The 19,353-nt window shown below is 45.7% G+C and carries 15 protein-coding genes; 11 read left to right on the forward strand and 4 right to left on the reverse strand.

Annotated elements, in window-relative coordinates; all coding sequences use genetic code 11:
• Positions 1-114: 114 nt before the first annotated feature.
• On the reverse strand, positions 115-2,904 hold the full coding sequence (locus FLM48_RS08035) for an insulinase family protein (protein ID WP_179024281.1): 2,790 nt from the start codon (positions 2,902-2,904) through the stop codon (positions 115-117).
• 374 nt (positions 2,905-3,278) lie between these two features.
• Here FLM48_RS08035 and sixA point away from each other — a divergent pair, with 374 nt between their 5' ends.
• Positions 3,279-3,749 carry a phosphohistidine phosphatase SixA gene (gene sixA / locus FLM48_RS08040; protein ID WP_028775168.1) on the forward strand — a complete coding sequence of 157 codons (471 nt, stop codon included), beginning with the start codon at positions 3,279-3,281 and terminating at the stop codon, positions 3,747-3,749.
• Positions 3,750-3,773: 24 nt separating this feature from the next.
• Here the strand turns inward: sixA and smrB are convergent, their stop codons facing one another.
• Positions 3,774-4,295, reverse strand: coding sequence for an endonuclease SmrB (gene smrB / locus FLM48_RS08045; RefSeq protein ID WP_179024282.1), 522 nt, complete (start codon positions 4,293-4,295; stop codon positions 3,774-3,776).
• 81 nt (positions 4,296-4,376) lie between these two features.
• Between smrB and prmB the strand changes: the two genes are divergently transcribed.
• From prmB to FLM48_RS08080, 7 genes are all read left to right on the forward strand, one after another.
• Positions 4,377-5,324 carry a 50S ribosomal protein L3 N(5)-glutamine methyltransferase gene (gene prmB / locus FLM48_RS08050; RefSeq protein WP_028775170.1) on the forward strand — a complete coding sequence of 316 codons (948 nt, stop codon included), beginning with the start codon at positions 4,377-4,379 and terminating at the stop codon, positions 5,322-5,324.
• 119 nt (positions 5,325-5,443) lie between these two features.
• Complete coding sequence (gene aroC, locus FLM48_RS08055) at positions 5,444-6,538, forward strand: chorismate synthase (RefSeq protein ID WP_179024283.1); 1,095 nt, start codon at positions 5,444-5,446, stop codon at positions 6,536-6,538.
• An 80-nt stretch (positions 6,539-6,618) separates the two neighbouring features.
• Positions 6,619-7,785: an MFS transporter gene (locus FLM48_RS08060; RefSeq protein ID WP_179024284.1), complete on the forward strand. Its 1,167-nt coding sequence runs from the start codon at positions 6,619-6,621 to the stop codon at positions 7,783-7,785.
• Positions 7,786-7,837: 52 nt separating this feature from the next.
• Positions 7,838-8,989, forward strand: coding sequence for an ATP-NAD kinase family protein (locus FLM48_RS08065; protein WP_179024285.1), 1,152 nt, complete (start codon positions 7,838-7,840; stop codon positions 8,987-8,989).
• A gap of 92 nt (positions 8,990-9,081) precedes the next feature.
• Positions 9,082-9,351, forward strand: a complete 270-nt coding sequence (locus tag FLM48_RS08070) for a YfcL family protein (protein WP_179024286.1) — start codon at positions 9,082-9,084, stop codon at positions 9,349-9,351.
• Positions 9,352-9,378: 27 nt separating this feature from the next.
• Entirely contained in the window at positions 9,379-9,936 is a 558-nt protein-coding gene (locus FLM48_RS08075; RefSeq protein WP_179024287.1) for an RNA methyltransferase, read from the forward strand.
• Between the two features lie 195 nt (positions 9,937-10,131).
• Positions 10,132-10,827: a DUF3313 domain-containing protein gene (locus FLM48_RS08080; RefSeq protein ID WP_179024288.1), complete on the forward strand. Its 696-nt coding sequence runs from the start codon at positions 10,132-10,134 to the stop codon at positions 10,825-10,827.
• 65 nt (positions 10,828-10,892) lie between these two features.
• Here the strand turns inward: FLM48_RS08080 and mnmC are convergent, their stop codons facing one another.
• On the reverse strand, positions 10,893-12,926 hold the full coding sequence (gene mnmC, locus FLM48_RS08085; RefSeq protein WP_179024289.1) for an FAD-dependent 5-carboxymethylaminomethyl-2-thiouridine(34) oxidoreductase MnmC: 2,034 nt from the start codon (positions 12,924-12,926) through the stop codon (positions 10,893-10,895).
• 133 nt (positions 12,927-13,059) lie between these two features.
• Here mnmC and fabB point away from each other — a divergent pair, with 133 nt between their 5' ends.
• On the forward strand, positions 13,060-14,271 hold the full coding sequence (fabB, locus tag FLM48_RS08090) for a beta-ketoacyl-ACP synthase I (protein ID WP_179024290.1): 1,212 nt from the start codon (positions 13,060-13,062) through the stop codon (positions 14,269-14,271).
• Positions 14,272-14,387: 116 nt separating this feature from the next.
• Here fabB and FLM48_RS08095 read toward each other — a convergent pair whose 3' ends face one another.
• Positions 14,388-15,125 carry a YciK family oxidoreductase gene (locus FLM48_RS08095; protein WP_028775178.1) on the reverse strand — a complete coding sequence of 246 codons (738 nt, stop codon included), beginning with the start codon at positions 15,123-15,125 and terminating at the stop codon, positions 14,388-14,390.
• Between the two features lie 259 nt (positions 15,126-15,384).
• Between FLM48_RS08095 and FLM48_RS08100 the strand changes: the two genes are divergently transcribed.
• Together FLM48_RS08100 and sohB are read left to right on the forward strand one after the other, a co-directional pair.
• The gene (locus FLM48_RS08100; protein ID WP_179024291.1) at positions 15,385-17,874 is read left to right on the forward strand and encodes a VolA/Pla-1 family phospholipase; all 2,490 of its coding nucleotides are present in this window, start codon (positions 15,385-15,387) and stop codon (positions 17,872-17,874) included.
• A gap of 163 nt (positions 17,875-18,037) precedes the next feature.
• Positions 18,038-19,069: a protease SohB gene (sohB, locus tag FLM48_RS08105; protein ID WP_179024292.1), complete on the forward strand. Its 1,032-nt coding sequence runs from the start codon at positions 18,038-18,040 to the stop codon at positions 19,067-19,069.
• Positions 19,070-19,353: the final 284 nt, after the last annotated feature.

Below are 19,353 nucleotides of genomic sequence, written 5' to 3' on the forward strand. Positions count from 1 at the left end.
TTTATTTAACTGACAAATGACGCCCTTTTAGATTAAAAGTCTGGTGTTACGTGTTTGTTGGTATTATATCGGTAAATTAGCTATTTGAAATCTACGCGGCCAATAGTTAGCCTGTTAATAGCTGAATTTATTCGCTTGTTGTTTAAAAGATCGCAAATCAGTGATCATATTATCAGACGTTAATCTATCCAAGTGGCGATGTTGTTCGCCAGTGGTAAACAGGACTAATCGGTCTCCGTGCTTGGTGCGCATTTTACTCATCATGAATTTGATAAGATCTGAGCGGGTGATATGTTGAATATTTTCTACCACCAATTCGCGTTGATTGAACTGATAATCCTTATTACCAATGCTAGACCAATAACGTTGACCGCGGGTCTTAAGGTTAGCGTCATGTTCCATCACCTGGTTAATCAACCCAAGTTTAGTTTGTTCCCACTGTTCACTGGTGATTTGCATCACCGCATAATTGAAATCAGCAATAAACTCATCGATAGCTTCTAGCAACTGCAGCGGTCCAGCAGTAGGCGATTGAATATAGAAAATCATCCCAGGGTAACGGTTTAGCGGGAGATACCCCGTTCCGACCATATAGCCAAGCTGCCGTTGAGTGCGTAACTCGTGGAAAAAAGTAGATGACATGGTGTGGTTGAGTAAACTAAACAGGGCCATCTTTTCTGGTGTGGCTTGTTCTGCCTGATAATAAACGATAATGCTACTGTCTTGATGGGTGACAGGTAGCTCACGCATTAGTGTGCCGTGACCTTTGAGATTAACGAGTTCACGCTCAGATTCGCCACTTGGTGAAGTCACCAAGGATAAAATATGGTCTAAGCGGTTGCCCAGCTGCCGCACTTCGTCTGTCAGCCAGTCGCCATAGACTAAACCTTCAAGGTGTATTTTTTCATAGAAGCTTCGGACATGCTCGTGCAGATCTTCCAGTTCAATCTCTTCAAGTAGTTCAGCCATACGGCTAGGCTCGTAACTGCGCTTTTGTAAGGTCACCGTTAAACTGGTAAACAGTTGAGATATCGGTTTGGCCTGACTGTGGTTATACCATGTTCTCAAGATCTGTCGCTTAATGGTGTTAAATCGCGCTTGGGTAAAGTTCCGTTCCCGGGCTTTATTAATAAGCAGAGACAGCAAGGCTTCTTGTTTGCCGGTGAAGCCAGTTAAATGTAGGGTGATCCCCCCTTGATGAGGGTAGATGTTATAACTGAGCCCAGCAACTTCAGCTGGATAGGTAAATTCGGTCAAATAATCCAGTAACATTTCTACATAAAGCCGAGTGAGTGCGGCATGCCTAGGCGTTTTAGAGGCTTGTTCTGAGTCCATCGATAGATACATATGCCCCTTGGGCACATTAAATTCATCATCTTTACGATGCCAAAGGCGATAGCCTTTTTCTTGGCAAACAACTTCGGGAACCGGGGCGCTGCTCTTGTCCGGTCTAGCGACCGAATCGGCAATGATAAACGGGTTTTTATCGGGTAGCTCCAGCGCTTCCCGTGGAGTCACCTCAAGCCACTTTGCCATCCTGTCAGATTCAATGGGTTTTGTTTGGTATGGCGAGTGATACCAAGCCGCTTGTTTTTCGGTATCTAGATCTGGGGCAATCAGTTGCAGCCGCATGTTTTGCGGGGTTAGTAGCTTTAACAACCGATGAGTTTCCGGTAAGTCTAGGCCATCCATCCGATAGTCGCCGTAGATCAAATCGTCGACGTCATAGTGGTGCATATTAATGCTTAAATGGCTGGCGAGATCTAATGGCTTTATTTGCTCTTGGTATTTAAATGCCAAGTTGAGCAAATTAGCGCGTTCTTGATAACGCCAATCTTCAATACCTTGTAATTTAATTAACTCAATGTACTCAAAAGCACAGCTAATGACATCATCGAGATGCGAAAGCCCGCGCTCGGTTAACTGGATACTAATGTTGTAGTCTTTAAAATTATACCCATTCACGCCCCCTCCGGCCGAGAGGTTGATTGCCCAGCCTTTTTCTTTCAAGTAACTTAACAGGCTGCCTTTACCTTCGTAGCCAAGTAGGTGGCTGATGAAAGTCAGAGGCTTACGTCGATAAAATGGATCGATTGCAGGTAAGGCGAATGTTATCGCCACTCGGCGTTGCTCTTTAAGTGGCACAATATTGGTTTGCTGTTGCAGTAGCTGCTGACTATAAAGCGGCACATCAGGATATTGTTTGACTAAGTTGGCATTGTTTATCGCACTAAAATATTGTTCGGCAAACGCTTGCAGCTGGGCGATTGGTTGCGGCGCTACCAAGCAAAGCGTCATGAGATTAGCGCTATAGTGGTTTTGATAAAAGGCCAACAATTCTTGTCGCAATTGCCCTTCATCGCCATCAAGTGTGCTGAGGTTGCCAACCGAAAACTTGCTAAAGGGATGGGCAGGGTTAACGGACTCTTTTTGGACTTGATAGGTGCGCCTTACATCATCTTTGAGCTTTAAGCTAAATTCTGATTCTATTGCGTGGCGCTCTCTATCGACCAGTTCTTGATTAAATAGTGGCTCGATAAAAAACTGGCTAAATCGGTCTAAAGATTGCTCGAAAACCTCGGCATCAATAGAGAAAAAGAAATTGGTCTGTTCGGTACCCGTCCAAGCATTATTATTGCCGCCATGCTGGTTAATAAAAGCATGGTATTCACCAGAATCTGGATACTTTTTTGTGCCAAGAAACAACATGTGTTCGAGAAAGTGAGCCATACCTGGACGTTCTACAGGATCATCAAAGTGGCCGACATTGACGGCCATTGATGCCGCAGCCTGCGAGGCCAAACTGTCTTCCACTAACATGACTCTTAGATTATTGGCTAAGGTAATAAATGCATATTGGCGGTGATCGTTGGGGCTTTTAATGATCGAAGTCTGTGTTTGCAACAGGTATATCCATCCTTTTTAGCGATTGATCAAATGAATCAACCTAAAGTATCAGCTTAGCAAGTTATGTCGCGATAATACATATTGGTATTGAAACTCGACTTTAGCAAATTTCATATGTTATTTCTGATAGATATCAACAGTCGTTAACGCTAATTCAGTGGCAATTTTCGCTGGGTAAGTGCTGTTATATACCGCCAGGGTGTTGAATATCTGTTAGTTCTACTGTGCCGGGTTAACGTTAAATTTACATTAACATGGCCGCTTGTCTGATTTTTGACTATTCGACTAATTATTGAGTCAACTATGGTTTGTTGACTGCTAATTTAAAGCTACAATTGGCAAAAGCAATGATAATAATAGCGAGATGTTGTATGCAGCTATTCCTAATGCGCCATGGTGAAGCAGGTTACGATGCCCACTCAGACAGAGAGCGAACACTCACTGAGTTAGGTCGACATCAAACCGAGCAAATGAGCAATTATTTGGCCCGTAGTGTAGCCGAGTTTGACTTAGTGTTTGTCAGTCCATATTTGCGCGCCCAGCAAACTTGGCAAGAGGTTGCAAAGCATTTTCCTGAGCCGCGCAAGTGGTTGGTGCTTGATGAATTAACCCCATCAGCCGATCCCTGTACAGCGGCAGATTTAGTCTGTGCTTACGCAGAACAATACCGCGCCGATAAAGTATTGGTTATCGCGCATATGCCGCTGTTAGGTTACATGGTTAGTGAGTTAGTACGTGGCATTGAGCCGCCGCTGTTTGCAACCTCAGGGGTAACTCTCATCGATAAGCATGGCGAACAGCAGTCTATTAGCTGGCAGCACTCTCCCTACACGATTGCGTAGGCAACAAAGTTTCCCATAGCAGAGCTAGATGTTTAGCTCTGCCACATCCACCAAAACCAATAATGCGGCACTGCCACCCCATTCTTTAGGCGCTTGATGAAAGGCTTGCACATGGGGGTGTTGCGCTAACCACAATGGAATACTCTGCTTTAATACTCCGCTGCCATGGCCATGCATAATACAACAGCAATGGATATGTTGCTTACTGCATGCTTGTATGAGGGCGGCTATCTCTAGCTTGGCCTCAGTTTGCCGCATACCGTGTAAATCCAGCAACAACTCCGGTTGGTAATCACCGCGGCGCAAGCGTTTAAGTTCATGCTTATCGGTGTCTTCTCGTTGCCAGCGCATGGCACCTTCATCGGGCAGCTGAGGCTGATAAGTGTCGGAAAAATAGCTATCAGCATAGAGCTGCTGCTGTTTTTCCACGACCTGACGTTTCTGCTTTTCTGGCGCGGCAAAGTGGCGTTTATCTTGAGTTATTGGCTTTACGCCAGCGGTAAGCGCCTTAAATAGCGCCAAACCATCATCTTTTTCATTTTTCATGCTGGCTATTTTATTGAATCCGATGCCATATGAATAGAGTTCAGTTACAATGATGCCGAACAAATACGTTGGAGTACCCTTGTGGACAAGATTTTTGTAGATGAAGCCGTTACCGAGTTACGCACCGTGGGTGATATGTTGCGTTGGGCCGTTAGTCGATTTAATGACGCTAATATTTATTATGGTCACGGTACAGACAATGCCTGGGATGAGGCGATCGCGCTAGTTTTTCACGCATTACATTTACCAGAAGAGCTTGGTCAACAAGTGGTACATGCTAACTTAACCAGTAGCGAAAAACATAAAATAGTCGAATTGATTATTCGCCGAGTTAGAGAGCGGCTACCAGTGCCTTATTTGACTAATCGCGCGATGTTTGCCGGCCTCGAATTTTATGTCGATGAGCGTGTATTAGTACCGCGTTCACCGATTGCAGAAATGATTGCCGAACGCTTTAGCCCGTGGTTATACAATAAACCAGTTAATCGCATTCTTGACTTGTGCACCGGTAGTGCCTGTATTGCGATTGCGTGTGCTTATGAGTTTGATGAAGCTGAGGTTGATGCGTTAGATATTAGTACCGATGCCTTAGAAGTGGCGCAGGTTAACATTGAGTCATTGGGCGTAATGGAACGTGTTTTTCCAATTGAGTCTGATCTGTTTTCAGCGATACCACGTGGTCCGCAATACGATCTTATTGTCTCTAACCCGCCTTATGTTGATGCTGAAGATATCGATGATATGCCAAGTGAGTATCACCATGAGCCTGAATTAGGTTTAGCATCGGGGCGAGATGGCTTAGATCTCACTAAACGTATTTTAGCAAACGCGGCGGATTATTTGACTGAAGAAGGTCTGTTGGTGGTTGAGGTGGGTAATTCTATGGTCCATCTGATTGAGCAGTTCCCTGATGTACCTTTTACTTGGGTTAGCTTTGAACATGGCGGAGACGGTGTGTTTGTGTTAACCCGTGATCAGCTAGTTGAAAATGAATCACTTTTCGCCATCTATAAAGATAGTGGACAATAGGTAGTTATGGGTCAGCTCATATGCTGACCTTAAGCTAGTTTATTTCGGAATATGTCATCGGTTAATTTTTGAGTTAACCTCATAAGCTTATTGAATAAAAGACGGGGTGTATAAAGCGGATGTCGGGAAACAGTATTGGTCAAAATTTCGTAGTCACCACATTTGGTGAGAGCCATGGCAAAGCGCTGGGCTGTATTATTGATGGCTGCCCTCCTGGGTTGGAGTTAACCGAAGCCGATATGCAACACGACCTAGACAGACGACGCCCAGGCACATCTCGATATACGACTGCACGTCGTGAGCCGGACGAAGTTAAAGTGTTATCAGGCGTCTTTGAAGGTAAAACCACCGGTACTTCTATCGGACTGGTGATTGAAAATACCGATCAGCGCAGTAAAGATTACTCAAATATTAAAGACCAGTTTAGACCAGGACACGCTGATTACACTTATCAGCAAAAATATGGCCTACGAGATTACCGTGGTGGCGGACGTTCATCGGCAAGAGAAACGGCGATGCGTGTCGCGGCTGGCGCAGTGGCGAAAAAGTACTTAAAGCAAGTGCACGGCATTGAAATTACCGGTTATCTTTCTCAGTTGGGGCCAATATGTGCTGAGTCTTTTGATGCAGCGCAGATAGAGCAAAATGCATTTTTCTTTCCCGACGCGAGTAAGCTTGAACAGCTCGATGAATATATGCGGGACTTGAAGAAAAGTGGCGATTCTATTGGTGCTAAAGTGTCAGTGATTGCTCACAACGTACCCGTTGGTTTAGGTGAGCCGGTGTTTGATCGACTCGATGCTGATATTGCCCATGCATTGATGGGAATCAATGCTGTAAAAGGGGTTGAAATTGGTGATGGATTTGAGGTGGTCAATCAAAAAGGCTCAGATCATCGCGACCTAATGTCAGCGCAAGGTTTTGCCTCTAATCATGCTGGTGGTATTTTGGGCGGCATTTCATCTGGCCAACCGATAGTTGCCCATATAGCCATGAAGCCAACTTCCAGCATTAGCGTACCGGGTGAAAGTATGACTATCACAGGCGAGCAGGCAGAAGTGGTGACAAAAGGCCGTCACGATCCTTGTGTTGGGATTAGAGCCGTACCCATCGCCGAAGCTATGTTAGCGATCGTGCTAATGGACCACCTGTTAAGGCATCGCGCTCAAAATCAAGATGTCAGCAGTGCGACGCCTAATATCGGTATGCGCTAATTGGTGTGCAAGTTAGATAAAGAGGGCACATTTATGTGCCTTCTTTCGTTTTAGTCATCGTTTTTTTAGAGTTGATGTAAATGTCGCAATCCAGTGCCATGACGCCACAATTACGGTGGATTAGTGCGTGTTACTTTTTCTTTTTTGCCATTTTAGGTGTTTTAGTACCGTATCTTGGTGTGTTCTTCGAGCACCGAGGCTTTGATGCTCAAGAGATAGGTTTTTTACTCGCCATTTTAATGGCCACTCGGATTGTCGCGCCTAATATCTGGGCCCAAGTGGCCGATCGCACTGGCATGCGCGGTCAACTGGTAAAACTTGGCGCCGCATGTTCAGCAGTGACCTTTCTCAGTTTTTTTTACCACGGTGACTTTGTCTATTTAGCTATCAGCCTAAGCATTTACACCTTCTTTTGGAATGCGATATTAGCTCAGCTTGAAGTGATTACTTTGGAGACCTTAGGCAGTAACACTGGTGGCTATGGCAAGATACGTAGTTTTGGGAGTTTAGGTTACTTAGTGTTTGTTGTTGGCGTTGGGTTTGCTATCAGCGAGTGGGGCACTGAGGTGCTGCCATACGTGGGTTTGAGTTTATTCCTTGGGTTATTAGCTTGTGCATTAGCGCTGCCCAATACCCGTGCGAGTATCGATAAAACCAGTGTTGTTAAACCGCTTAAAATAGATAAAGCTATTTTCTGGTTCCTGCTTTCTGCGGTGTTGCTGCAGATGAGTGCTGGACCCTTTTACGGATTTTTTGTTCTTTATTTAAAGCAAGTGGGCTACACCGAATCTGCTGCGGGCATATACGTGGCATTGGGAGTACTTGCTGAAATTGTGATGTTTATGTACGCCCCCCGGCTTATGGGGCGGTTTGGTGTGAGAAGGCTACTGCTGGTCAGTATCGCCATGACAGCCGCTCGTTGGTTGCTAATGGCTTTTTGCGCCCATAGTATGTGGTGGTTGGCGATAGCGCAGCTACTGCATGCTTTTACTTTTGGTTTAGTGCACGCCGCATCAATTCAGTTTGTTCATCAACATTTTGACATTCGCCACCGTAGCAAAGGCCAAGCATTGTATGCCAGCTTAAGCTTTGGTGTGGGCGGCGCGCTGGGTACTTGGCTATGTGGCATGATATGGGGAGATGGCAGCTTGGCTTGGCTGAGCTGGCTAGTCGCTGGTATTTGCGCAGTATTGTCGATGTTAGCGGTACTGATGATCCCCAAAGCATCGCAGCAACCGTCAGCATAAGCGGTTTCAGCGCGCTTACAAGTCATAACGAATAGGAAATAAAGGATAGCTAATGGCAGGAATGTTTCGCTTAGGTATGGTGATTAACCCGTTAGCCGGTCTTGGCGGCAGTGTCGCATTGAAAGGCAGCGACAATGTGGCCAAAGAGGCACTCGCTCGCGGCGCAGAGCCCAAGTCGGCATTGCGTATGGCACAGGCGTTGACAGTCATATTACCTTATAAAGAACGGATAAAGATCCTTACCGCATCAGGCGATATGGGCGAGGCACTGTGTCAACAGATGGGATTTAATTATGAAGTGGTTTATCAAAGCACTGTTGAACAGGGCTTAGTGGCGGCCGGTCAACATACTTTGGCGACCGATACCCAGAATGCTGTAAAACGGCTCGAGCAGCAAGATTTAGATCTACTGATGTTTAGCGGTGGTGATGGCACTGCGCGCGATGTTCATCAGGCTTTAGATACTGAATTGCCGGTACTGGGTGTACCAGCTGGAGTGAAAATTCACTCTGGTGTCTACGGTATCACTCCACAAGCTTCAGGCATGGTGTTGAAGATGCTGTTAGATGGTGAGCTTGTGAGCATTATGTCTGCCGATGTGATGGATATTGACGAAAGCGCTTTTCGAAGTGGCACAGTCAAAGCAAGGCGCTTTGGCGAAATGTGTGTACCTGCCGAACCACGCTATATTCAAGCGGTGAAAATGGGCGGTAAAGAAGTTGATGAACTGGTGCTCGCTGATATGGCAGCAGAAGTGATTGACCTAATGGAAGATGAGTTATTTATTATGGGGTCAGGCAGCACGGTTGCTGCGGTGATGGAAAGTTTAGGCTTAGACAATACTCTGCTAGGTGTTGATGTGATCCAAGAGCAAGCATTGGTGGCATCGGACTTGAGTGCAGCGCAACTGCTTGAGATTGTTGCCGGTCAATCTGCCAAATTGGTGATCACCCTTATTGGCGGTCAAGGCCATATTCTTGGTCGCGGTAACCAGCAGTTGAGCCCAGCATTGATCCGTCAGGTAGGCAAAGACAATATCATTATAATGGCAACGAAAACTAAGCTAAAAGCACTTGAAGGACGGCCATTAATCGTGGATAGTGGCGACCCAGAATTAGATAAAGCACTATCAGGTTATTATAAAGTGATCACTGGTTATCATGATTATGTGATGTATCAGGTAGCTAATCCTGATTTTGTTTAAAATCCTGTTAGCCAGGCTAGTGGCTAGCGGTGAGTTAAGATTAATGGTTGGTTATGACCAATCAGTGTAAATGAGATAATGCGGAGCCCTCGATGATTGAGAAGTACGAGCAAACCTTACAAGATTGGATTGAAGCAATTGTCGCAGATGGTGATGATGATGCACTTTTTGCCAGTGGTTATTTACAGGGGCACTTTGCGGTGGTCTTGTCACAACTAGAGGCAGAAACCGAGCAAGATATTACTGCCCTTGAAGCTAAGATGACCGAGTGTTTAGCGTTGGCGCGCCAAGAACTCAACGAAAGTGATTTTGCTTTAGTGAATGATGCCTGGTCACAGCTAAGCGCTAAATTGGCCGCCTAGTGTTACAAGGTTTAAGTTGAGCTGCTTATGAGTAAATCTAGTTATGCCGCGATTGGTCTGGTTAACCCTAAAAGCCCGACTAATGTTGGTGGTATCATGCGAGCGGTGGGGTGCTATAGTGCAGATGCGGTTTTCTATACTGGCAAGCGCTATGAGCTGGCGGCCAGTAATGGTAGTGCCCAATACAACACCGATACCAAATTGGCGAGCCAAAGTATTGCGAAAACTAAGGTCGAGTCTTTGGTTGATGCGGTGCCAGACGAGGTTAAAATTGTCTGTGTTGACTTGGTTGAAGGCGCGGTGCCATTGCCTGACTTTCAGCACCCAGAAAAAGCCCTTTATATCTTTGGACCTGAAGATGGCACAATCAGTCAGCAAATTGTTAATCGTGCCGATGCAGTAGTCTATGTGCCAACCATAGGCTGCATGAACTTGGCCGCATCAGTGAATGTTCTGCTGTATGACAGGCTGGCAAAATCTACATCGATTGCCAGCGACGAGCTTATTCGTCGCAGTCGAGATACCAATAATCGAGTTCGAGTTAAACCAGCCGCTGATAAACACAGTATTAAGAAGCCACGTTAATGTGGCTTTTTTTCTGCCCTTTTTTCCCTCAATGGCTGTGATGCGATTGCTTGCCCAGTCATTCTTTGCGTCACCTCTGTATTGCCATAGTTTAAACATGCTTTATTTTTAATAGGTTATTGCTATATTTAACCAAGCGCTAAATCGAAAGTTTTACTATTGAGGTGTTAGTCATTGTATACAGGGGAGTCGATCATGGAAAAACTACTGCGGGTATTGTTTGTTGGCTGTATTGTCACGGTTACTGGCTGCGCCACTCAAGCACCAAGTATACAGCAGGGCCCAGATGCCGAAATTTCCCCTGAGGGGTTGGTTAGAGTGGATCATTCAAAGTTAGGCTTATCGTTTGTTAAACCTAACGTTGATTGGTCACAATATAACAAGTTGTATTTTGAAAAGGTGCCTGTCACCAACGACCACCCAGCAGACTATCGACCGCCAAGAATTGATAGACGAACCGACGGTTTGAATGCCACTTATGATCTGCCTCCGGAGATTTTAGATAAGATGTCGGCGCAGTTTGCCATTACCGTAAAAGATGTGTTTAACAGTGACCAACCCTATGAACTTGTTGACACTAAAGGACCGGGTGTGTTGGTTGTTGAGGCCGCAGTGACAGACATTCGCTTGAGCGCGCCGATAGAGTCCAGCCGTAGAAGTTTTTCGTCAATGGGCACAACTTATAGTGAAAGTTCGGGTTCTATGATGTTATTGGCGATGATTAAGGATGGTGAAAGCGGTGAGTTGTTAGCTAAAGCGGCTGATAGAGGCCAAGGGTTTAATCAATGGAGTCAAAACAACCAAGTTTTTAATTGGGGCGATGTAAAAACAGTTTATCGTGGTTGGATGAACGACTTTAAGAATGCGCTAATGAACGCTGCTGCGAAGTAGCCTGCTGAAATCCCCTCACTTTTACAACAAAACAGGCCTAAACATAGGCCTGTTTGCTAGAAAGCTTATCGAGCGCCGTTTTCCAATGTCTTATCCAGTGCTTTGCCTTTTAATAATTTGCGCATCCACATCCGATTCGGGTTGAGCATTTTTAAAGTGGCAATATCCGCGGGTAGTTGCTCACCACATAGCTGCGCCGCAAGTAGCTCGGCCGCCAGTGGCCCTGATGTTAATCCGCGCGAACCCAATCCACCTAAAACAAATAGGTTTTCATGCACAGGTGCCGGTGTGGTACGCCAGTAATTGATACTGGCTTTGGTATGTTGATGCTTGGCATAGGCTTGCAGCATCACTGTATAGTTTGGAGCACAGCCCATCATAGGTGCATGGTCTCGCGTGACCATTCGCACGCCAACACGGGCGCTATTGGCTGACACATCAACGTCATTAACCCAGTTAGAGTCGGGGTAGCTTTGTTGCAGTTTCTCAAGATTTTGTTGCTGCTCAGCGGCACTAAAATCTAAATCCTGTGGGTCTTTGATATAGCTTGCTCCGGTGCAATGAGCATCATTGTGAGCGGGAGTGAGGTAACCATGTGAGCACAGCACGGTTTGCAGTTTACTTAGCTCACCTGTAGAAGGAACGTGACTCACCTGGCCTCTAAACCCGCTTATTGCAAGCTGTTTAGTTTGCTCAAAGTCAGTCAAATGACGACCATTGGCGAGTACGAGTGCCGCAAAAGGCCCATGGGTTGCGATGTGTCCATCGGCATGTTTTTGCTGCAATATCCAACCTTGGCTTTGCTGACTTATCGAGACAATATGGCAATTAAAGTGGCTGTTAATTTCAGTTAACTGTTGGGCATAATCAAATGCTGCTTGCGCATATTGACGAGGGGAGACCCACCCAGCTTGCGGGTAGTATATTCCGGGTTGATTGATGGCAACTTGGGCGATGTCATTGGCTTGCTGGGCATCGACAGCTTTAGCTATATTTTCTGGCCAAGATTGGCCTTGGATAATTTTATTTAATCGTTGCCGACTGCGTTCATCATGACCTGTTTGCAATACTCCGCAAAACTGATGGTCGATGTTGAAGCCTTGTTCAGTGAGCCGGCTTATTTGGCGTACAGAGAACAATAATCCTTGCTGGAAAAATTGGCTTAAGGTGCCGTTGTCAGGCGTCAACAGTGGGTAAATTGCGCCCTGTTTATTTCCTGAAGCTTGTTGGCCTAATGCATCTTCCATGCAAAATAGGTGCAATTTTCGCTGTCTTTGTGCGAGCGACAAACATAAAGTCCCCGCGGCAATACCGCCACCAATGATAGCAATGTCGCCGTGAGCACGGTGAAGTGGCAGTGATTGCAAATCATTGGCTTGTTGTCGGCGCAGCGCTTGGCGCTCTTGGTTAATAATGTCGGCGCTCACATTATCAAGCTTTGGGGCAGGAATTTGGTTAAGTTTTGTGGGCGAATCACTGCCAAATTCACTTGGGTTCTGCGCTGTTGTTGAGTTTGGATTAAAACGGCTTACCGTGAAGCCACTTTGTTGCAGGGCTTTGATTAAATCAAATGGTGGTGTAATACCCGCTGTAGTGGTGAGCTCAGATAAAGAGATCTGACAGTGATCAGCGCTTAAGCTTGCCAGTGTCCAGACTAAGGCGTCAGTATCGATAATTGTCGGGTCGCTAAGATGCCAATGATCTATATTATGCTTGGCGAACTTAACCATGCTATTGAGTTGTGATGGCGTGTCACCTAGGTAAATATCTACTGTCAGTTTTGCAGCAATGAAGCGGTGACACCCGCTTACGCCTCTGATCCCGTTAACGGCATCGTGAGTATAAGTCGGCAGCAATGGCAATAAGTTATCAAGCGAGTCATCAATTGGTAAAAACACTTTGATATATAAGGGTGAGTTTGCCGCAGTTTGTTGCAGACGTGACAGCAAAACAGCAGTAACATGCACAGTCAAGCGGCCAATGACGGCAACTGATAATGATGATTGTAGAGCGGACAAATTGGCAAAATGTGTAAATAATGAGTGATTTTCATTGTTATTTTCTACATTTAGCCCGTTTTCTTCACGTTCTTTAGTCAACGAATTTACTCTCAGTTCAATATTGGGCATTATTTTAGCCGCGTTTATGGAAAGCTGACCACTTAAAAGATCTAAAAGCGATACTATTGGCGCAGCAAAATTGGTACTAGATGTACGGAATGGATAGTTAATAATGAAAAGAGTCGTGATCACCGGACTTGGTGTAGTGTCAAGTATTGGTAACAACAAGCAAGAAGTCACTGAGTCACTTAAAGCTGGCCGAAGTGGCATTACACATTCAGATCAATTTGAAGAGATGAAGCTTCGTAGCCATGTCTGGGGCGATATCAAGTTAGATCCTAAAGAACATATTGACCGCAAAGCACTGCGTTTTATGGGCGATGCGGCTGCATACGCATACATTGCTATGCAGCAAGCGATTGAAGATGCCAATTTAACCGAAGAGCAGTATTCAGATCCGCGTGTCGGCATTATTGTTGGTACCGGTGGCGCATCGAGCGCTAACCAAGTACAAGCTGCTGATACGCTGCGTGCTAAAGGTGTTAAACGTGTCGGCCCTTACATTGTGCCGCGTATTATGGCCAGCACGGCCAGTGCCTGTTTAGCAACACCGTTTAAAATTAAAGGCATGAACTATTCAATTAGTTCTGCGTGCGCGACCAGTGCTCACTGTATTGGTCACGCTGTTGAGCTTATCCAAATGGGTAAGCAAGATATGGTATTTGCTGGTGGCTCAGAAGAGCTAGATTGGACCTTGACCATGGGCTTTGACGCTATGGGTGCCTTATCGACTAAGTATAACGACACGCCTGAAAAGGCATCACGGACTTATGATGCTGACCGTGACGGTTTTGTTATCTCTGGTGGTGGCGGTATCTTGGTGGTTGAAGAGCTTGAGCATGCACTCGCGCGTGGCGCCAAAATATATGCTGAGGTTGTTGGTTATGGTGCATCTTCTGATGGCTATGACATGGTTGCGCCATCAGGCGAAGGTGCTGTGCGTTGTATGCAGATGGCATTGGCAGATGTAGACACTAAAGTTGACTATATCAACACACATGGCACCTCAACGCCAGTGGGTGACATGCGTGAGTTAGAAGCGTTAAAAGAGACATTTGGTGATGCGTTACCAGCTATCGCTTCTACTAAATCGTTAACAGGTCATGCCTTAGGCGCGGCCGGTGCTCACGAAGCGATTTATAGCCTGATTATGCTAGAAAATAACTTCATTGCCCCGAGCATTAACATCGATACGGTTGATGAGAAAGCCCAAGGGATGCCTTTGGTTACCCAGTGCACTGAAACTGAGCTCAATACTGTTATGAGTAACAGCTTTGGTTTTGGTGGCACTAACGCAACTTTAGTGATGCGCAAATATAAATAGTCGTTAAGTGTTAAATACCGCGGTGTTGATAACATTGCGGCGATTTAATGCGATAGACAATAAAAAGGGGAAGCCATTTGGCTTCCCCTTTTTATTGGTTGGCTATACCAGTTATTTTACTGGGCATTGAGCTGCTGGCCGTTGATATCTTTTGAATCATCGCCCATCAAATAAAGGTAGGTGGGCATAATTTCAGCGGGCGTTTTTAGGGTTTGTGGATTCTCTGCTGGGTAAGCATTGGCACGCATCCCTGTGCGTGTTGCACCTGGGTTGATGCTATTGGTACGCAGGTTTGAGCCTTGGAACTCATGGGCAATTGACTGCATCATGCCTTCGGTAGCAAACTTAGACATCGCGTATTCACCCCAAAACGCACGGCCTTGACGACCAACACCGCTTGATGTGAAAACCAAAGAAGCCAGCGGCGCTTTTTTCAATACCGGTAGTAAAGCTTTAGTGAGCATGATTTCGGCTATCACGTTGACCTTCATTACTTCTTCAACTGAACTCATCGAGATATGCTCAAATGGCCCCAATACGCCCAACAAACTGGCGTTATGTAGCAGCCCGTCTAAATGACCAAATTGTTGCTCAATAGTTTCGGCCATATCGATGTAGTTTTGCTCCGTCGCCCCTTTTAAGTCCAATGGGATAATTGCAGGCTGTGGACCACCGGCTTGTTCTATTTCGTCGTATACGGCTTCAAGTTTTTTAACCGTTTTACCTAATAATATCACGGTAGCGCCGTGGGCAGCATAGGCCAAAGCGGCAGCTCGACCGATCCCATCTCCGGCTCCTGTTACCAAGATTGTTTTGTTATTGAGTAGATTTTCTGTTGCTTGATATTCCAACATGACGCTGTCGTTCCTTTTGGCGGAAAAGCCCGCTACTACTGTGATTTATCGGGTGTCTTACACTTGTTTTAAACAAATGATTGATTTTTGCTCATTAAATTCGCTTTGTTTGTGACAAAATTGTAGCTAAGTCAATAATTTTACGTTAACTTGAACTAAAAATAAGGCCACAAATGTCCTTAGGTCACACCTATTATCGACTATTGTGACCAATTTTTGGGGAAAACAAAATTATTACAACAAGATTTGGGGAAAAAAGATGAAAAGACTCTTTTTGGGTGTTGCTATTGCATCTGCGTTGGGCCTGACAGGCTGTAGTGAAGACAGTGTTAATGAACTGGCGGAAAAAACCGAACCGCTCATTCCTCAGTCGCAAATGGTATTTGATCCTGCAGCAGGCGATGTTCCATTACCAAACGATTTACTCTTTAGTGGCACCACAGATGGCACCATTAACATTCCCGGTGAAATGGCGGATGGTAGTAGTGACTACACAGATCCAAGCATGGCCCTTGGCGCATTAGATGGTTGGTCAACCACCTCTCCAATTTCAATTACAGTCGCACCTGCAATGGACCATGACGGCAGCATGCTTAGCTTAGCCGCTGAGTCTGTCGCTCAGCCTGGTGCGGTGCGAGTATTTGAAGCCACTGTCGGCGGCTCACTGTCAAGTGACCCTGAGTGTCAAACACAAGCTGATGTGTCCGCCTGTAAAGTGGGCGATGAGTTGCAATATGGTGTTGATTATATTTCAACAGCTTCGGGCAATACCATTGCAATTGTGCCGCTTAAACCGCTTAAGTTTGGTCAGTCTTATATCTACGCGACAACCAATTTAATTCAAGACTCTGAAGGTCGAACAATCGCTCCATCATCAACTTATGGCTTGCTAAAGCTCGATATCGATACGAACCCGCTTGAAACCCCAGATCAGTTGCTGCTGCAAACGCTAGTTAATAGCTATGAAAAGGGCATGGCTGAGGCGCACGGTGTAGACAGTGAAACCATTAGTTATTCTGGGTTATTTACCACTCAATCTGTAGCTGATGTCTATGAAACGACTAAGCTGCTGATGGCGCAGCCAGGCTCACCTTATGGGCCTAACTTCTCCGTGCCGCCAACGCCAGCAGGTTATACCGTGGCTCAAGCTGCAGGGTTAACGCCAGCAGATGGCTTAGCTTATGTGTTATCAGATTTAGCCGATGTTTATGTGGCTGAACTCGAGCTGCCGCATTACGGCGATTGTTCGCGTAACGCCTGTTTAGATGCCAACTTACAACCAACAATCAATGGTCGTTGGTTAGCACAGGGTGACAGCCCTGTTTCAGTGCTACTCGCGTTGCAAGCGGGCACATTGAGCCAGGAGTCATATGGCATGCAAGCTGTTGCACAGGGCATTGAAGATCCTGCTGCTGCGCTCGGCAATCCGGCATTATTGGCTGGTAAAACCTTCCTGCTTGATGATGGCACTCCTGCCGATAAGAGTAAGCATTTAACTAAGTTTAATCCAATTCCAAAGATTAAGAGTTACGAGAAAGTACCGGTTCTGATCGCCATGCCAAATGCTGCTAAGTTGCAAGCGTTTAATGAAGAGCAAGGGTTGCCGTTCACGCCACCAACAAATGGTTGGCCTACTAACATCGCCCTACATGGTTTAGGCGGTGGTAAGGAGATGGCGTTAGCTTTCGCAGGTACCTATGCGGCAATGGGGATAGCAACAATTGCGATTGACCAACCACTGCATGGTGCGCGCTCATTTGACGCCAACGGTGATGGGGTTTACGAAGTGTCAGCTTCCGATCCTGCATATGGTTATGTGGTCGGTACACCAGAAGCTTTTGTTAACGGCAACCCATTAGCCTTTGTTAACGTAGCGAGTACCTTATCGGTACGTGATAACTTCCGTCAGAGTGTGGTTGACCATTTAGGTCTGCGCCTAGCGTTGACGGGCTTGTCATTGCAACTAGCACAAATGGAGCTGCCACAAGTATTTGATATTGGTAAAATCAGCTCTCAAGGCCTGAGTTTAGGCGGCATTGTTAATACTAACTTCGCCACTTATGCCAGCACCGGATTGACCGACCCAAGCTCAGGCACTGCATTGCCAAATGTTTATGCGGTTAATGCAGCATCACTCGTCGCACCAGCAGGTGGCTTTGCCGGTACCTTTATTGGCTCAGCAACCTTTGGTCCAATCTTGTTTGACACTATTGTGGCAACCGAAGATTTCCAAGCGCTTGTGGATGAAGCGAATACCGAAGGTTATGAGCCTGGTACGCCTGAGTACGCAGCGCTTGTACAGCAAGTTTATGCGGGCTTCTTACCTACGTTTGCCTTTGCAGTACAAACTGCAGTCGACAGTGCTGACCCAATTAACCATGCAGCGATGCTTAAAGCGACTGGTCTACCATTGCACTTAGTGGAAATGGTTGGTGATGGCGGCGATCATTTACCTGACCAAGTGTTGCCAAATAGTGTTGAAGGCTTCCCGGTATCAGGCACAGAGCCACTGATCGCTAACCTTGGACTTGCGTGTATTGATCGCACAACTGCAAGCTCTGGTGCGGTGCGCTTCTCTAAAGGTCACCATAGCTCATTGCTTGGGCCTAACGAAGTAGAAGGCTCATTGGCTGCAACCGTTGAGATGCAACAGCAAGTTGCGGCATTTGCGCTTACAGCTGGTAAAGGCTCTGCGACTATCTTAGTTGAAGACCAAGACGTACTACGTCCTTGCCCTGAGACTAACTAATCACTCGATATAAAGTGATTTAATTGAAAAACCCAGCAAATGCTGGGTTTTTTTATTGTCTACGCCTGATAGAATGTCACGCAATTTTATTTGTTTAGTCTAGTGCCTGCTTGAGCTTGTGAAGTTAATGGCCTTTGCTGACTGACCCCCGCGGGAGAATATTTTGGAATTTTTGTACGAGTACGGCTTGTTCTTTGCTAAAGCGCTGACGGTTGTGGTTGCGATTGCTGCTGTGGTGATTATTGTTGCTGCCTCGGCATCAAAACAAGGTGGAGATAAAGGTGAGTTGAAACTGACTAATATGTCGGAAAAACTGACCGAGCTTAAACACCATTTAAAAGAAGAGTTGTTAGATAAAAAGCAATTTAAAGCTTATGAAAAAGAGCTAAAAGCCGCAGAAAAAGCTAAAGAGAAGGCGGAGAAGAAGGGCGAAGGGGATGATCCTAAGCCGCGTGTTTATGTGATTGACTTTAAGGGGAGTATCGATGCCAATGAAGTGGCGTCGTTGCGTGAAGAAGTCAGCGCGGTAATTGCGGTTGCTGAGCCGAAAGATGAGGTGATCGTCAATGTCGAAAGTGGTGGCGGTATGGTTCATGGTTATGGCCTTGCAGCAAGCCAGCTAGACCGTTTACGTCAAGCTAATATCCCATTATCTATCTGCGTTGATAAAGTCGCTGCAAGTGGTGGCTATATGATGGCCTGTGTTGCAAACAAGGTCTATGCTGCACCGTTTGCGATTGTTGGTTCAATTGGTGTGATAGCGCAAATTCCTAATTTTAATCGCTTGCTTAAAAAGCATGATATTGACTATGAACAGCATACTGCCGGCAACTTTAAGCGCACGCTAACCGTATTTGGTGAAAACACCGATGAAGGACGCGAGAAATTTCAAAAAGAGCTGGAAGAAACTCACGTATTGTTTAAAGACTTCATTGGCAACTATCGACCCGATGTCGATCTTGAAAAAGTCGCAACTGGTGAGCATTGGTACGGTCAACAAGCGATTGATTTAGGCTTGATTGATGAAGTATCAACCAGTGATGATGTGATCATGAAACTCGCAGAAGATAAAACAGTAATTAAAATTCGTTATCAGTTGAAGAAGAAGCTAGCAGATAAAATCGCACATGGTGCAAGCCTATCTTTTAACGCGATTTTTAATCGTATTGCAGAGAAAAATCAACCGTTAAATTGAGCATTCTAGCTCACTTTTAATCAGGCTTCGTCAGCATTGCATTGGGATATTGATGCCATGCTGACGGGTTTTAGTTATCGTTTTTACGCTCATCTTTAACCATTGCTTTGAACCATAGCGTTTTAGTTTTGCGGCTCGTCAAACTCAATGTCAGTTCCCCAATGCCTGTTCCTCAATACCCGTTCCTGTCGTTTCATTTGTGCTGAGTTTGCTTTAGCTTTTGTCTCTATTCCTATCCCTACTCCTATCTATATCTCCATATTTGCCGTCGTACGTATCTTTTA

Source organism: Shewanella sp. Scap07 (genome assembly GCF_013394145.1).
Lineage (GTDB): Bacteria > Pseudomonadota > Gammaproteobacteria > Enterobacterales > Shewanellaceae > Shewanella > Shewanella waksmanii.

What these genes read in the sequence shown, in the direction of transcription:
- sixA (WP_028775168.1), top strand. Translation starts at nt 3,279, where the DNA reads ATGCAGCTATTCCTAATGCGCCATGGTGAAGCAGGTTACGATGCCCAC.
- smrB (WP_179024282.1), bottom strand. Translation starts at nt 4,295, where the DNA reads ATGAAAAATGAAAAAGATGATGGTTTGGCGCTATTTAAGGCGCTTACC.
- aroC (WP_179024283.1), top strand. Translation starts at nt 5,444, where the DNA reads ATGTCGGGAAACAGTATTGGTCAAAATTTCGTAGTCACCACATTTGGT.
- FLM48_RS08060 (WP_179024284.1), top strand. Translation starts at nt 6,619, where the DNA reads ATGTCGCAATCCAGTGCCATGACGCCACAATTACGGTGGATTAGTGCG.
- FLM48_RS08065 (WP_179024285.1), top strand. Translation starts at nt 7,838, where the DNA reads ATGGCAGGAATGTTTCGCTTAGGTATGGTGATTAACCCGTTAGCCGGT.
- FLM48_RS08070 (WP_179024286.1), top strand. Translation starts at nt 9,082, where the DNA reads ATGATTGAGAAGTACGAGCAAACCTTACAAGATTGGATTGAAGCAATT.
- FLM48_RS08075 (WP_179024287.1), top strand. Translation starts at nt 9,379, where the DNA reads ATGAGTAAATCTAGTTATGCCGCGATTGGTCTGGTTAACCCTAAAAGC.
- FLM48_RS08080 (WP_179024288.1), top strand. Translation starts at nt 10,132, where the DNA reads ATGGAAAAACTACTGCGGGTATTGTTTGTTGGCTGTATTGTCACGGTT.
- fabB (WP_179024290.1), top strand. Translation starts at nt 13,060, where the DNA reads ATGAAAAGAGTCGTGATCACCGGACTTGGTGTAGTGTCAAGTATTGGT.
- FLM48_RS08095 (WP_028775178.1), bottom strand. Translation starts at nt 15,125, where the DNA reads ATGTTGGAATATCAAGCAACAGAAAATCTACTCAATAACAAAACAATC.
- FLM48_RS08100 (WP_179024291.1), top strand. Translation starts at nt 15,385, where the DNA reads ATGAAAAGACTCTTTTTGGGTGTTGCTATTGCATCTGCGTTGGGCCTG.